Consider the following 15,291-nt stretch of genomic DNA (forward strand, 5'->3'; position numbering starts at 1 on the left):
ATTTAGATATGGGCCTTCAACCATTTCCACAATATTAGCTGTTTGCCTCAAAGACATCAAATGATATAATGAGTTGCGAATAGGAGTTTTTTATGATTGGATTAACAATTTTATGCACATTTTCATTAGCACTTTTGATTGCTAATATTTACTGTTTTAAAACTAAAAAATATTTGAATCTCTTCATACCATGCATGCTTTTCTTGCCTGAGTACTACGGAATAGAGATTAATAATTCTCTTCCTCTTCTTACTGTCAGCAGAATGATGTTTTTGGTATTTTTCGTCTACGCTTGTATTAATCGCAGAAAGAGTATTAATCTCAAGGAAATTGATTTAAAGGATTTGCCAAAACCGTACTATTGTCTAGCAGGTTATTTCATCTTACGAATTGTTTCAAATCTTTATTACATCACAACCTACGGACAGGCTGCAAAAACAATCTTCCTTATTATATTTGAACAGCTCTTACTTTTGGTTTCAGTATATATGCTCGCTCCAACTAAGGAGGAAGTGCATGCTCTAATCAAAGCTATTGTACGAGGTGCTACTGTTATGTTCATCTTGGGAATTTTTGAAAGCTTCACTGCCATCCGCCTCGCAGATGCACTTTACACGATTTCCCGTCATGTAATGAATGAGCATTACATCCGTCTCGGACTGCTCAGAGCAACAGTCACCTTAGGCATGCCAGGCGTCTACGCTAATATGTGCATACTTATGCTCCCACTTATCATTTATTTGTACAGAACATCTTATCAGAAGCGCTACATTGCTATCGCTTTGTTAGATGTTTTTGCTGTCATCCATGCAGGCTCACGTTCAGATATTTTATATTTGTTTATCATTCCTGTGATGTACTTAGTTTATGTACTACGCACAAAGGCTGAAAGATTGGAATTCACAAAGAACCTTTTTATTATTGTAGCAAGCCTTGCAGTTATCATCACTGTATTAAGCGCTACGAATCCATATTTCAAGTATTACTATGTGGGAACAGGAAAATCTGTCCTAAATGAAATTGGTTTCAATTTCGATTTATCTGAAGACTCTCCTGATGATTCAATCGGTTATGGATCAAACGCCAAGAGTGGCAGTTTCTCTCGAACAATGCAGTTTAGCGGAATCCTTTATGCAGCACGGATTAATCCTGTTTTCGGTCTAGGTTCAGGTGCCCAAACAAGAGGTGATGTTCAATATTATTGGGACAACAATTGGCGCCCTATTAAAACCTATGACCTTGGCGTTGTTGAAATCTTCTGTAACGAAGGACTCTTGGGCACTTTAGGATTGACATTAATGCTTTTCTACCTGGTGCTTGTATCAAAAGGCAATCGTTCTCTAACTATCCTTTGCCCGATTTATTTACTTACCACACTAAACACCGGTAATTTGTATGCATACCTGCTTCTATACGTTGTAATGGCATATTACAAGTGCTCTCCTGAATGTGAAACAACATTTGAGAATTCATAATTGGAAGCACTTTTTTCGTTCCCAAGCAAAGGTGATAATAATGAGTAATATTGATATTTCTGTAATTATTCCAGTATTCAATCAGGAACATTGCATTCAAAAATGCATAGACAGTGTTTTAAGCCAAGAGCATGTAACTTTTGAAATTATAATTATCGATGATGGCAGTACCGATGACACGCTCAACGTCTGCAATCATTATGCTTCCATTCATCCTAATATCAAAGTAATTCATCAAGAAAACGCAGGGCTAGCTTCTGCTCGCAATACTGGATTAGATAACGCTATTGGTGAGTACATCACTTTCCTTGATAGTGATGATTATCTCTCCCCAAATGCATTCCACAAAATGTTAAAAGCCATATCTTACAACTCAGTTGACGTAGTGATTGGTGAATATGATGTTATCTCCACCGATGGGAATTTGCTTGGTATCGGTAAGATTCCTTCTCAATTCACCAAGAGAATTATAAGTCCTGAAACATTTTGGGCGCTTAACAGTATAAAAGACTGTAACTTTCTCTTCACTGTTGTTTGGGGTAAGCTTTTCAGCAAAAGCATATGGGAGCATCTCCGTTTCAAAGACGGAATTCGCTTCGCAGAAGATGAATATCTGTTACCAGAATTAATCTCGTGTTGTAATTCATTTTATCTACTTGACGATGTTGTTTACAATCAAATCCTCTCTGATGAAAGTTTATCACGAAGCTCTTTTAATTATAACAAACTCAATTCTCCCGACTCCAAACTATTAACTTGCAATCATCTTATAAAACACGCCTACTATGAATATGCTATAGAGAAATGGAGTATTGCTGTCGGAGAAATACTATTGATGACTAAATTAGCAAATGATACTGAAACCCATAGCAGGGTGATGAAGCTCTATAATACCTCAGTTCAATTAGGAAACGACCTCTTTAAATATATGGATTTGAAGAAGAAAATTAAATTTCTTGGATATCGCATCATTTATCCATTTTACAGATAGTAATACTTTTTACTTTTAAATGAAATGATGGACCTCGGAGACTACAATGGGAAAACACGCCTACTTAATAATTGCACACAACAGCTGGAAACAGCTCCAGTTTTTAATTAATACACTGAACGATTCGCGCAACGATTTCTTTCTATTGATTGATAAAAAATCAACAGATTTTAATGAGGCATCGTTCATAAATGGCTGCTGCAATGCATCACTTACTATCGTTGAACCAGTAAGCATCTTTTGGGGCGACTATTCACAAATCAAGGCAGAGCTTGCCCTTCTTGAAGCAGCAACACATAAAGACCACTATGATTACTATCATCTTATATCCGGTGTTGATATGCCACTCAAGTCTCAGGACGAAATTCATGATTTCTTTGACGTAAATCAAGGGCGGGAATTCATAGATTTTGATGCACATGGCGGTGCAGAAATTGCTTACGAAAGAATGCGATACTATTATCTTTTACAGACTCACATTGGAAGGAAACGCCATACTTGTCTCAAGATTTTTAGAGATACTATTCTGCTCTTTCAAAAAATATTGAGTATCGACCGTGCTCGTGATATAAAGCAATATCTTGAAAAAGGTTCCAACTGGTTTAGCATTACCGATGATTTTGCTAGATACATAGTCGCTCATTCTGAATTTATTGAAGAATATTTCAAAATGACATACTGCGCAGATGAGGTTTTCGTACAGACAATGCTCAATATGTCACCTTACAAAGATAATTGGTATGGCTTTAAGAATAAAGACATTCAATACCAGAACCACAGATACGTGGATTGGGGCAGAGGCAAGCCCTACACTTTTTCCAAGGACGAGTATCCAACGCTTTGCAAAAGCCCTTATATGTTTGCAAGAAAGTTCTCAGAAGATATTATTTCTAGCTAAATCAAGTGGGGTGTCCTTTCGGACACCCCTATACATAATCCACAATTGCTTTTATCAAATTAACAACCTGTATCAACTTGCCAAGATTCATACGACCCATCTTGGTATATCCTCTTGTCTCTACATCTATTTGCTTCACTGAGTCACAGCATACAAAGGCTTTTTCACCATCCAATTCAATCTCCTGGCAGAAGGCCGTTCCAAAATCCTGCTTATAGACTGGGCAGAGAATAGCTTTACCTGATTCGTTATAATAATTCTTGCTGACTACGAGAGCCAGCATATCTTCCCCTGTAATCTGTATTATATCTCCCTGTTCTACCATAACTCTCTCCCAACAGCCCCACCACACTCAAACTCCACTGATGAAGCGAGTGGTCGTCCTGTGCTTTCTACATATTCCTCCAATGGTTTACGAGCAAATCTGAATCCTGATGCTAATAATTCCTTAATCTGTTCTTCCTCCAAGGAATCCAGTAGACTCATATCTAGTACCTTTCCTTTACTAAGATACGAAGCATAATCCAGCAGCACTTTTGCTCTCTGACGCTTCTCCTCAATATCTGGCTCATAGAAGTCGACTGCTCCGACATTGAAATAATCACCCAACTGCTCCAACATCCTATAGTTTGGCGCAGTCTTCCCATTGACCCAGTCGCAAAAGGTGGTGTACTTCACCCCAAGATCATCACTCACCTGACGGCGGGTCTTTTTTTCTGTCTTAAGAAGTATTTTTATATTTTTTGAGATTTGGACTCTAAGGTCCTGCGATTGTTGTTGCATGTAAGATACTCCAAAATATTTATAGCATCGCCTTCATATCTTCAACTGAAATACCAGCTCGCTTTGCTGCTTCAGATATATCTAAAAGGCCGTCTTTTACAAGGGCTGCTAGTGTCTCTATCTTTCCTTCATTTCTCGCATCATCCTTCATAGATTGAAGAGCATAGCACATATCGGTATTCTCCTTATCCTCGTTAATTGGTATATCCCCTTTAGCGAACTGGTTAACAGCTACAACCTTCTTAAAAGCTGCTTCAAAAACTGCATTTTCTTTTGAATCTAATTCTTGAAGATTTTCCGGCTTAACAACCTCCAGACCTCTAAACAATCCATTATTAATTGTATCTGCAAAATATGCTGGATTATCCATAATATTGCAGCTCATAACATCTGATTTTCCCATTTATAACTCCGTGTAACTTATTTAATTCATATCTCTGTATAAAATATATTCATTTATTAAAGAATTTATATAATCCTCATCTTTGGATTTAAGCAGTGCCACTGCCTCTGTTATTCTTCCAGAATTTATAAGCCAATCAAATGTTTCATTTAATTCAGCAGCACCTTCTATAAAACCTTCATAAAATGCCTCACCATACATAGTTGCTGTTGCAATACATCGCACATCTTTTACATTTGGATAATATTTGTAGTAAATGATAGAATCGCTGGCCTTCATTCCAGCACTGTAAAGCAATGTTTCTTCTACCTTTTTTAGAAAATATTCTAAGCCTTGTATTTCTATCTTGGAGTACCCCTCAATCTCACTCCATTCATATGCCGGCAACAAACACTCCGCATATTTTTTTACATTATAATTAGAACACTCAAAAAATGTTTTTATAGAACCATCGCTTTGCATTTCTGTATAACTTACAACTGTATTATCGAACAATTCACAAAATCTATATTTCATTTGTATTTATCCTTCACGCCTACGCACACTCCTGCACTAACCCAAAATGATTATAAACTGCTTCCCAAAATTCAGGTGTAAGACGTTCCTTTGGGCAACTTAGGAGTGTGAGCTTGCCTGTTTGTTTACTGATATCAATGTAGGTGACCATCTTTTCAATGATGTCCATACCGATAAGAACACTACTTGTTCTATCATAATTAATGTATATACTATCAACTGACAGTGGCACATCCCCCAGCTTAAATCCTTTAACACTGTGCTTAAATTTTTAATGCCTTACAGTGCATTTTCTGCCTATATGTTTCAACCTTTTCATGTTTAGATCCAGCGGTCTCAACACCATAACTTCTTATCGCTGGTACATTGTTGACAATATCATTCCTTTTTAGTAAATAGCATTCCCAAGGAGATTTGGTTAATCTTCGCAGCGGAATAGTGCTTATCGCACACCCTGTATCAATCTTCACTGGAATTCTTCTAAAATGTATTTTCACGTTATCCAATACAAAATCAGCACTACAAGAAAACGAGCCCCCTCCTTTTGCATGACTTTGCATTTCAATTTCTATAAAGTTTTTACTCATCAAACACTACATCCTCCTCAAATTCCCAAGGAGAATGAAAAATCGGTGTTATTGGTTTTCCTGATTAAACCACTTTTTATACTCTCTATTTCTCCTACTTCCAATAAAGACCAGTGTACCTTCATCGTCATCATCATTATCATAAACCAAAATCATGTATTTATTGACTATATGGCTAAGCTGGTCGGCAGTAGTTCTCATGCCAAGCTTTAAATCAGAAACAGTTAAATATTTCTCATCCATAAGTGGCCTCCTTAGTCTGCGTAAACTAATATCCATTACTCTTCCTCCATTATAACATTCCAGAATAAGTGAATAAATAATCTTGCATTAACTTACTCCGTAGTTATATTACGGTATATCCGTAATTCTGTCAACAGCCATGAAAAAGGACCTCCAATCTGGAGGTCCTTTGTAGTCTTTTACATCCTTGTAAGTATACTCTCGAATTCCGTTTCTGAGAGAGTGCGTTAGCACCGTTTAAGAAAATAGGGGGCTCCGGGATGGGAGTCCCCCAATCCCCTAGTTAGTACCGATTAACTAGTCTGCGCGAATCGAAAATCGATAATTTATGTGATTAAGAATGCTATGCTTCATTAATCTTAAGATTAGCCAAGGATTGAAAGTACGCCCTGAGTAGCCTGGTTAGCCTGAGCAAGCATTGCCTGACCAGCCTGAGCAAGAATGTTATTCTTGCTGTATGTAACCATCTCATCAGCCATATCTGTATCACGGATACGTGACTCAGCTGCGTTAGAGTTCTCAACTACGTTATCAACGTTAGCGATTGTGTGCTCTAATCTGTTCTGAACAGCACCGAGTGAAGATCTCTGCTCAGATACCTTAGCAACAGCGTCAGCGATTGCATCGATTGCATATGTTGCTGCTGTACCTGTATCATCATTTACGTTAATACCCTTAATTCCAAGGTATGCAGCGCTCATAGAATTAACATCAACGTTAATCTTGTTTGTCATATCAGCATCAGCACCAACATGAAGGTTGAATGAAAGCTTATCTGTGTACTCTACAGTACCCTGCTTAATATCAAATGAACCATCGTTATTGCTAGTAACCTTTGCCTCTGTGTCTGCACCAATTGAAGAAGCCTTCTGAAGCTCTTCAGCCATAAGTGTATAAGCTCTTGTAGCTGAAATCTTGCTATCATCAGCTGCATCAATACCTGCTACAGTATCCTTCTTTGTAGTCCATGTATCGCCACTTGCTTCTTTATAGTCAACACGCTGACCTTCCTGAAGAAGCCCGATAATATGATCACGAGTGTACTTATTAGATGCGCTGTCTTCCTGGTCTGCAGTCTCAGCAATTGTATATTTTACTGAGTTTGAACCGTCAATGTTAGATACAGTAACGTTCTGACCACCCTTCATTGCACCAATTGATTTTGCAATCTCAGAAAACTTTTTTGCATCATATACGTCATCACCACTTGCTGCAGCGCCCTTAGTAGCTGTAAGTTCTTCACCAGAAACTGTAATAGAATCTCCAGCAGCAATCTGAGAGCCCTTAACATGCTCTGCATATACCTTATTTTTATCTCCTGAGTTTGCATCTGCTACAGATGAATTGATATTGTAGATAGACTTCTCACCATCTTTAATATTTTTAACAATATTAAACTCTGTAACACCACCGCTTCGTGCCTGATCATCTATTGCTCTCTTGCCTGTATCTACTGCAGCTGTAGCACCCTGACCATTACCGATACGTTTCCATGTAGAACCCTCTACTGCAATCTGACCAGTTGTCTTCATATGACCCTGAGCCTCATAAAGAGATGTTGCCTCATATGTAGACTTGTCATACCATCCAGCCTTAACGTTAACAGCAGTATTATCTGTTGCTTGTGTCTGAGCATAATACTGATATACAGTACCATCTTTTGTTATAATCTGATCACCAACATTAGCTGTTGCTGCCATTACATCTGAAGCCTTTACATCTTTTGTAATAGTAGTTGTCTTGCCATCAACTGTGATACTATCTCCAACACCTAACTGCTTTGTTGACAATGTAAATGTGGTCTTATAGCTATCCTCAGACTTTCCTGAGCCAATCTTGTACTCCTTGCCACCGATCATAACCTGATCGCCATCCTTAAGCTTCTCTTTAAGAGTAAACTTAGTTGTGCCATTTACAGCGTTCTCTACAAGATCACCATCAAGACCAGCATCATGAGCCTTTACAGTCTTTGTAACCTTTGTGTCGTTAGGATCACCTTTAAGTAAGTAAGTCTCGTTGAACTTGGTTGTCTCAGCAACACGATCGATTTCAGTTGTTAACTGCTCGATTTCGTCCTGGATTGACTTACGGTCTGTCTGGCTGTTAGTGCCGTTAGCTGCCTGAACTGCAAGCTCATTCATTCTCTGAAGCATTGAGTGAACTTCTGTTAATGCACCTTCAGCTGTCTGTACTGCAGAWACACCGTCCGATGCGTTTGTAGATGCCTGATCAAGACCTCTAATCTGCTTACGCATCTTCTCAGAAATTGAAAGACCAGCTGCATCATCTGCTGCWCGGTTAATTCTAAAACCTGAAGAAAGTTTCTCAGTTGACTTTGCCTGATTGCCAGATGTGATACCAAGCATTCTTGAAGCATTAGCTGCCTGCATGTTATGTTGTACTACCATAAATTCTACCTCCTTGTAGATACTCCCTGGATTCCTTTCCTGGGAGATGTGAATTGTTCACATACTTTGTTAATAAATTACATCTATAATCAACTACAATGCTCGCGCGACACACTGTAGGGATTATACCTACTTAACATAATTGGATGAATGGCGTTTAATGGCCATTTCCTCCTTGTTTTCTAGTAGTTTTGTCTCATAAACAAGCATAAAAATATTCAATTGTAAATGTACAATTGATAAATGGAAATAGATTTGAAATTATTCTTCGATACTTAACATCCGTGTCCTGTGTCGAAAACGATATTAGATTTGATGTTGCTAACGAAGATAAACAAAATCCGTTTCATTTATCTACATTTTAGTTATCGGATGAAGTTTGGAAAACTTTATAGCTTTTTGAAAAAATTTTTAATAATATTTTAAGCTTTATTTTTCCAGCTCTTTTCACCCTTGCAATAACTATATCGGATAGAATGTTATAAACTTAACCCCATTTTTAAAATTTCTTCAAAAAATATTTTTGTTATTAAAAATGGCGCTACGGTAAGTTTTCCACCTACCTGTAGCACCATTATAGCACCATTTTTTGATTGTGACGGATTTTCACAGAATGGTCATAAAGTTCCTAAGCAACCTCTGTGTATTCCATAACAGAAATCTCCTGCATTTGCTTTTTTGCTTCATCAACAAGCTTTTCCAATTGCATAGCCACTTCATTTTAAATCACTCAACTCTTCCATTATTGCAACATATCTCCTCCCGTAATCTCACCCTTCAGAAACACATTCTCTCTCCACCCTTCTTTCAATGGATGAAGCACATCAGTCTTAATTAAGTGCGACAAATTCTGCCTGGTGCATTCCAATATAGAACAGGCCTCAGCTGTGTTGACGACGCAATGCTTTGCAAAATCCTTGAATACCTGCGCGTAAATAGGAATTATGATACCTTTATTCAAAAGCACTCTCTTCTCGATATATATGGATTCATTAATAGAAACACCATATCCGCCAGCATCCACTTTTAGTGTGGAAAGCAATCTTTCATTTGATAAAACTGTGTAAAGCTTTGGTACTTCTTCTAAGCATTCCTTCAAATCCACCTCTAGCACTGTATCATTTTTTAACAAACATATTATTCTATTATCTATAATAGGAAATGCTTCAAACAGATTATCACTCTGCCTTGCCATTACCCATTCTGGCAAATCATTTGTTTTTACCTCACGTAAATAACAAGAATCTTGGGATGATCTTCCTTTACTTAGCGCCAATAATCTCCCCTCATTATACTTTGTCATCTTGGCATTCTTCAGAATCATTCCAATGTTTTGCCGTCCAATTGGTATGACTCTTTCCTCCACCCAAAGCCTTGCAATATCTTTAGGCACCGTATAGATTCCTCGCCTCACGAGCGATGAAAATAACAAAGGTGCATTCCATTCGTTAAGGCACTGTTTCAACTCAATTACAAAAGAATTAGACTTCTCATAAAAAAACAAAAGCCTATTTCTTCTTTTTTATCAATTTCATCATCATGAATTGCAAAGACTTTCATAATAATTCCACCTCATGCTAAGCATATTCCAAATCTTTTCTATATGTTCTTCCGAAAGAATTTCGTTGACATCCTTAAAAATGTAATCTCTACTTCTTTGAGTTAATCGTTCCGAAAAAATGCCTTCCTTGTTTTCAATCAATGATAAGTTTTCATACACTGATCTACTACCGATAAAATTCTGGCAGGGCTTATCTTCAGCAATATCGTATTTACGTATTTCCTCCTGAGAAAGGCACGAGCATAAAAGCGATAATCCGTGATCAAACAGCGGTGCTATTCGTAGTGTTTTATTTCTCGCATTTCTTAAAACTTCTATATTAGCCCCGTGTCTATCTCTATTTAAAATCAAGTAATCGACTACAAGCATAGTATCTATATACTTCTGCCAGCCATTTTCTTTACAAAAATCATAGTGACTTTCCCCAGAAGCACAATTGACCTGATAATAATTTTCCAAAGACGCTTTTGTCTCTCCACGTTGCTTAAAATCTTCTGAAGCACAGACCCAGGTTTCATATTCGGTTCCATCAATTTCCACATCGGCATGTATTAATTCATAATGCAGATGCTCAACTCCTAAAATAGTCAGTAACCTGTCCACAATAATTTCGTTTACACATTCATGTCCTATAATTCCCTTTTCACTGTCAAATCGAGAAAGCTTATAGTATATTTTTCTACCATCTCTTTTCTCCTGAGACTTCAAAAAAGTACCAGCGGTACCGCTGGATGCTCTAGTGTGGGACCATTGTAAAAATCTTAAATCTTGCTTTTCCAAGATAATTCTACTTTCCATTCTATAGAACCTCCTAGCGTAATACTATAATATTATTTGACGCGCGTCAAATAAATCTGAATGACTCGCACAAAAAAGGGACTGGCTCGCCAGTCCCTTCATTATAATTACTTCAATATTCTTTTAAACTCCAAACGCTGCAATCACAATTCCAAGGATAATGACCACAAGGCCAAGGCCTTTGCGCTTGCTAATATGCTCGCCCAAGAAGATTTTTCCAAGGATGGCAACCCATATATATCCTGTGGCTTCAAGGATTGGGCCAATTGAAAGTGGCACCTTCTTGTAACCAAGTACTGAGCAGAGAGATGCGCCAAAGAACACAACATAAGCGCCCATAACCATAGGGTTTAGGTACTCAGCGATTTTGCTGGCGTATTCCTTCTCTGCAGCTTTCTTTAAAACTATCTGTGAGCATGAGGCAATGAAGGTGCCTGTCAGCATGATAAGTGCATATTTAAGCATTCTACTTTACCTCCTCTTCAGACTTTTTCTTCGATGCAATCACTTCATCATCGCCGCTTACAACAAGGTAAACTCCGATGATAACAACAATCGCACCAATTACCTTTGGCAAAGTAATCTGCTCTTTAAAAATCACATATCCCCAAATCAGTCCCCAGATTGTGGTGGCTGCCTTGTTGGCGTAGGTTGTGATAAGTGGCAGATGCTTAAGCACCTGCTGCCATGCAATTGCATAAAAGCCAAGAATACAAATTACAATTCCATAAAACAGAATCCACTTTGGACTCAGGAACTCGTACTGAGCTGCTGTCTTTGAACAGATACTGTTTACAGAGAAAATCAAAATAATAATATGAAGAATGGCGAACCATTTAATCGTCTCTTTTTTCATTACTTACCCCAGTTCTCAAGCATTTCTTTTACGTAGTCAGTAGTCATAATCTTGTCAACTGTGCCTGCCACATCAAGGCGACGAGTATTGTGAGATGTGTAAGCCTCGTTAGCCATGGTGTGAACCTGTCCATCTACAAAGAACTTGTCGTAGTTCAAATCACGACCGTCAGGAAGAACGCGGAAGTAATTGCCCATATCAATTGAGCGAACGCACTCCTCGTTAGTCATAAGTGTCTCATAAAGCTTCTCGCCGTGACGGGTTCCGATAATCTTTGTACCTGTATCACCAAAGAGCTGCTGAACAGCCTTTGCCAAATCTCCGATTGTAGAAGCATCTGACTTCTGAACAAAAAGGTCACCTGGCTCGCCGTGCTCGAATGCAAACATAACAAGTGCAACAGCCTCATCCAAATTCATAAGGAAACGAGTCATGTTTGGATCTGTGATTGTGATAGGATTTCCAGCCTTAATCTGGTCGATGAAAAGTGGAATAACCGAACCACGAGAGCACATAACATTACCATAACGTGTACAGCAAATTGTTGTCTTTCCTGCTGCAACTCTGGCATTTGCACCGATAACCTTCTCCATCATAGCCTTTGAAATACCCATAGCATTGATTGGATAAGCTGCCTTATCAGTTGAAAGGCAAACGACACGCTTAACACCAGCCTCAACTGCTGCATGAAGCACATTATCTGTTCCCTCAACATTTGTGCGAACAGCCTCCATTGGGAAGAACTCGCAAGATGGAACCTGCTTAAGTGCTGCTGCATGGAAGATGAAATCTACACCTGGCATAGCATCCTGAACAGAACGCATATTTCTAACATCACCGATATAGAACTTTACCTTGCCTGCAAGATCTGGATGCTCAGCCTGAAGCTGATGTCTCATATCATCCTGCTTCTTCTCATCACGTGAGAAAATTCTAATCTCCTTCAAATCTGAATCCAAAAAATGCTTAAGTACTGTGGAACCAAATGAACCTGTTCCTCCAGTAATCATCAAAGTCTTATCTTTAAATAATTCACAATTCATGATAATCTCCAATCCGTGGTTATCACAGACTATATACCTTGCAATTCACCACGCTTTCGCTCTTATTCGCTCATTACCCTACATAAGATGCTGCTAAAGCACCATCTAAGTAGGGATGGCTCATCAAGGGTTCATCTGCAAAGTATATAGTCTGTTCAAACTCACTCATCTAAATTATTAATTATATTTCTTTTCTCCACACCATCTTGTTAACTATTCCAGTGTACGACTGAATAATTTTTACAACCTTTGTGGATACATTCTCCTCCACGTAATCTGGAACTGGGATTCCGTAGTCGCCAGCCTCATTCATATCGATGGCTGTGGTGACAGCCTGAAGGAGTGATCTTTCATCAATTCCTGCGATGAAGAAGCAAGCCTTATCAAGTGCCTCCGGTCTCTCAGTTGATGTACGAATGCACACAGCTGGAAATGGCTTTCCAATGCTTGTAAAGAAACTTGACTCCTCTGGGAGTGTGCCCGAATCTGAAACAACCGCAAATGCATTCATCTGAAGATGATTATAATCATGGAAACCAAGTGGCTCATGCATACGAACTCGTGGGTCAAGCTTGAAGCCCGTAGCCTCAAGACGCTTTCTTGAACGTGGATGACAGCTGTAAAGAATTGGCATATCGTACTTCTCAGCCAGCTTGTTGATAGCTGTGAAAAGTGATGTAAAATTCTTTTCAGTGTCGATGTTCTCTTCGCGGTGTGCCGAGAGAAGGATGTACTTCTTAGGCTCAAGTCCAAGCTTTTCAAGAACATCTGATGCCTCTATAGCCTCCAGATTCTCATGGAGAACCTCTGCCATTGGCGAACCTGTTACATAGGTGCGCTCCTTTGGAAGTCCACAGTCTGCCAAGTAGCGGCGGGCGTGCTCCGAGTATGCCATATTCACATCAGAGATAATATCAACGATACGACGGTTAGTCTCCTCTGGAAGGCACTCATCCTTACAACGGTTTCCAGCCTCCATATGGAAGATTGGAATATGAAGTCGCTTTGCAGCTATAGCTGAAAGGCAAGAGTTTGTATCTCCAAGAATCAAAAGAGCATCTGGCTGAATTTCCACCATAAGCTCATAAGACTTTGCGATAATGTTTCCAACAGTCTGTCCAAGGTTATCGCCTACTGCATCCATGTATACCTCTGGGTCATCAAGCTGCAGGTCCTTGAAGAACACACCATTTAAATTATAATCATAATTCTGACCTGTATGTGCAAGAACACAGTCAAAATACTTTCGACATTTCTTTATTACTGCCGCAAGTCTTATTATCTCAGGACGGGTTCCTACGATAATCAAAAGCTTTAATTTTCCATTATTTTTAAACATTTGAACACCTACGCCTGAAGCTTGAATAGCTACAGGCTTACTCTTTCTAATAATTAAACTTCTTCGAAGTATGTATCCGGTCTATCCGCCTCCAGCAACTCATTCGCCCACATAAGGGTAACGAGATCCTGAGTATCAGACAGATTGATAATATTGTGTGTATAACCCGGCAGCATGTGGATGGCCTGAATCTTCTCGCCGCTCACCTCATACTCTATAACTGGATAAGCCTGTCCGTTTTCGTCCACTCCAACTCGACGCTGCTGAATCAAACCATGTCCTGAAACTACAATAAAGAATTCCCACTTTGTGTGGTGCCAGTGCTGTCCCTTTGTAATACCAGGTTTGCTAACGTTCACTGAAAACTGGCCGTAGTCAGCTGTCTTCAATAGTTCTGTAAAGCTGCCTCGGTTATCGCAGTTCATTTTCAAATCAAAGATTGCCTTTTCCTTTGGAAGGTAGCTCAAGTATGAGCTGTAAAGCTTCTTTGCAAAGCTGCCATTTGGAATTGCAGGCATCATAAGTGACTGTGGCTGTTCAACGAAGCTGTCCAAAAGCTCCACAATTTCTCCAAGAGTCACATTGTGGCTAACTGGAACATAAGCATACTTTCCAGCTGTATCAGGAACCACATTGCCCTCCTCATCATAATCGCAACGGTGCTCGTTTCCACGAAGGGCGTCAAACATCTCGTTTACCAAATCATCTATATAAACAAGTGTGAGCTCTGTGCTTGGATCGTTCACTGTGATGTCCAAACCGTTTGCCTTATTGTTGCAGAAAGTGGCAACGGCGGAATTGTAATTAGGTCTGCACCATTTTCCAAAAAGATTTGGGAAACGATAAACGATAACCTTTGCTCCAGTCTCCCCACTGTACTTGAAGAAAAGCTCCTCGCCAGCGAGTTTGCTTTTGCCATAATCGCTACCAGCGTAGCGACCCAAAAGTGTGGCCTGAATTGATGACGAAAGCATAACGGGGCATGTATTATTATGCTTCTTTAATGTATCAAGAAGGGTGCTTGCAAATCCGAAGTTCCCCTCCATAAATTCTGAATTATCCTTAGGGCGATTCACCCCAGCGAGATTAAAAACGAAATTGCAATCACTGCAGTAGCGATCTAATTCCTCTAAAGTGGAAGCACGATCGTACTCATATATAGTGAGCTCCTCGCCAAGACTGTGGAACTTGTCACGGCCATCCGAAGCACACTTAAGTGTCTCCACAAGATTTTTACCAACGAATCCGGCTGCGCCGGTTACTAGAATTTTCAAAGTATAATCTCCTAATTTGTAAATAAGTGCCTATTAGCACTCACAATCCATATCAGTATAACACAACAAAAGAAGAAGTGCACTATTGCACACTTCCCACAAAAAATCCCAAAATC

At 39.1% G+C, this 15,291-nt stretch carries 18 protein-coding genes; 3 read left to right on the forward strand and 15 right to left on the reverse strand.

The features are described 5' to 3' along the window. Positions 1-92 precede the first annotated feature (92 nt). Genes FXF36_RS15515 through FXF36_RS15525 form a run of 3 tightly spaced genes read left to right on the forward strand, consistent with a single transcriptional unit; the run spans position 93 to position 3,364 of the window. Positions 93-1,475, forward strand: coding sequence for an O-antigen ligase family protein (locus FXF36_RS15515; protein WP_151625920.1), 1,383 nt, complete (start codon positions 93-95; stop codon positions 1,473-1,475). Positions 1,476-1,515: 40 nt separating this feature from the next. After that, positions 1,516-2,466, forward strand: coding sequence for a glycosyltransferase family 2 protein (locus FXF36_RS15520; protein WP_151625922.1), 951 nt, complete (start codon positions 1,516-1,518; stop codon positions 2,464-2,466). A 46-nt stretch (positions 2,467-2,512) separates the two neighbouring features. Continuing rightward, positions 2,513-3,364 (forward strand): beta-1,6-N-acetylglucosaminyltransferase, encoded by an 852-nt coding sequence (locus tag FXF36_RS15525; protein WP_151625924.1) that lies wholly within the window; start codon positions 2,513-2,515, stop codon positions 3,362-3,364. A gap of 28 nt (positions 3,365-3,392) precedes the next feature. On the opposite strand, the gene FXF36_RS15530 is transcribed toward FXF36_RS15525, so the two are convergent. The 15 genes from FXF36_RS15530 to FXF36_RS15600 form a co-directional block, all read right to left on the reverse strand. Then, positions 3,393-3,689 (reverse strand): type II toxin-antitoxin system PemK/MazF family toxin, encoded by a 297-nt coding sequence (locus tag FXF36_RS15530; RefSeq protein ID WP_151625926.1) that lies wholly within the window; start codon positions 3,687-3,689, stop codon positions 3,393-3,395. Further along, positions 3,683-4,147, reverse strand: a complete 465-nt coding sequence (locus tag FXF36_RS15535) for a helix-turn-helix domain-containing protein (protein WP_151625928.1) — start codon at positions 4,145-4,147, stop codon at positions 3,683-3,685. Before FXF36_RS15535 ends, FXF36_RS15530 begins: the two co-directional genes overlap by 7 nt. A gap of 19 nt (positions 4,148-4,166) precedes the next feature. Beyond that, the gene (locus tag FXF36_RS15540) at positions 4,167-4,550 is read right to left on the reverse strand and encodes a hypothetical protein (protein WP_151625930.1); all 384 of its coding nucleotides are present in this window, start codon (positions 4,548-4,550) and stop codon (positions 4,167-4,169) included. Positions 4,551-4,571: 21 nt separating this feature from the next. After that, positions 4,572-5,066 (reverse strand): hypothetical protein, encoded by a 495-nt coding sequence (locus tag FXF36_RS15545; RefSeq protein ID WP_151625932.1) that lies wholly within the window; start codon positions 5,064-5,066, stop codon positions 4,572-4,574. Between the two features lie 19 nt (positions 5,067-5,085). Next, positions 5,086-5,298, reverse strand: coding sequence for a hypothetical protein (locus FXF36_RS16430; protein ID WP_167511444.1), 213 nt, complete (start codon positions 5,296-5,298; stop codon positions 5,086-5,088). A 31-nt stretch (positions 5,299-5,329) separates the two neighbouring features. After that, a complete protein-coding gene (locus tag FXF36_RS15550; RefSeq protein WP_151625934.1) occupies positions 5,330-5,656 on the reverse strand; it encodes a hypothetical protein in 327 nt (108 codons plus the stop codon). A 45-nt stretch (positions 5,657-5,701) separates the two neighbouring features. Next, positions 5,702-5,932, reverse strand: a complete 231-nt coding sequence (locus tag FXF36_RS15555) for a hypothetical protein (RefSeq protein ID WP_151625936.1) — start codon at positions 5,930-5,932, stop codon at positions 5,702-5,704. Positions 5,933-6,261: 329 nt separating this feature from the next. Continuing rightward, positions 6,262-8,304: a flagellin N-terminal helical domain-containing protein gene (locus tag FXF36_RS16770; protein ID WP_263008664.1), complete on the reverse strand. Its 2,043-nt coding sequence runs from the start codon at positions 8,302-8,304 to the stop codon at positions 6,262-6,264. A gap of 742 nt (positions 8,305-9,046) precedes the next feature. Then, positions 9,047-9,628, reverse strand: coding sequence for a hypothetical protein (locus tag FXF36_RS16815; RefSeq protein WP_317617429.1), 582 nt, complete (start codon positions 9,626-9,628; stop codon positions 9,047-9,049). A 213-nt stretch (positions 9,629-9,841) separates the two neighbouring features. Continuing rightward, on the reverse strand, positions 9,842-10,663 hold the full coding sequence (locus FXF36_RS15575; protein ID WP_151625938.1) for a HipA domain-containing protein: 822 nt from the start codon (positions 10,661-10,663) through the stop codon (positions 9,842-9,844). A 123-nt stretch (positions 10,664-10,786) separates the two neighbouring features. Then, the gene (locus FXF36_RS15580) at positions 10,787-11,128 is read right to left on the reverse strand and encodes an EamA family transporter (protein WP_151625940.1); all 342 of its coding nucleotides are present in this window, start codon (positions 11,126-11,128) and stop codon (positions 10,787-10,789) included. A 1-nt stretch (position 11,129) separates the two neighbouring features. Continuing rightward, a complete protein-coding gene (locus tag FXF36_RS15585) occupies positions 11,130-11,519 on the reverse strand; it encodes a DMT family transporter (protein WP_151625942.1) in 390 nt (129 codons plus the stop codon). Beyond that, positions 11,519-12,562 carry a polysaccharide biosynthesis protein gene (locus tag FXF36_RS15590; RefSeq protein WP_151625944.1) on the reverse strand — a complete coding sequence of 348 codons (1,044 nt, stop codon included), beginning with the start codon at positions 12,560-12,562 and terminating at the stop codon, positions 11,519-11,521. Before FXF36_RS15590 ends, FXF36_RS15585 begins: the two co-directional genes overlap by 1 nt. 181 nt (positions 12,563-12,743) lie before the next feature. After that, positions 12,744-13,901 (reverse strand): non-hydrolyzing UDP-N-acetylglucosamine 2-epimerase, encoded by a 1,158-nt coding sequence (gene wecB / locus FXF36_RS15595; protein ID WP_151625946.1) that lies wholly within the window; start codon positions 13,899-13,901, stop codon positions 12,744-12,746. A gap of 53 nt (positions 13,902-13,954) precedes the next feature. Continuing rightward, complete coding sequence (locus FXF36_RS15600; RefSeq protein ID WP_151625948.1) at positions 13,955-15,175, reverse strand: polysaccharide biosynthesis C-terminal domain-containing protein; 1,221 nt, start codon at positions 15,173-15,175, stop codon at positions 13,955-13,957. Between the last annotated feature and the right edge of the window lie 116 nt (positions 15,176-15,291).

Origin of the sequence: Pseudobutyrivibrio xylanivorans, assembly GCF_008935055.1 — a bacterium.
Taxonomy (GTDB): Bacteria; Bacillota; Clostridia; order Lachnospirales; family Lachnospiraceae; genus Pseudobutyrivibrio; species Pseudobutyrivibrio xylanivorans_A.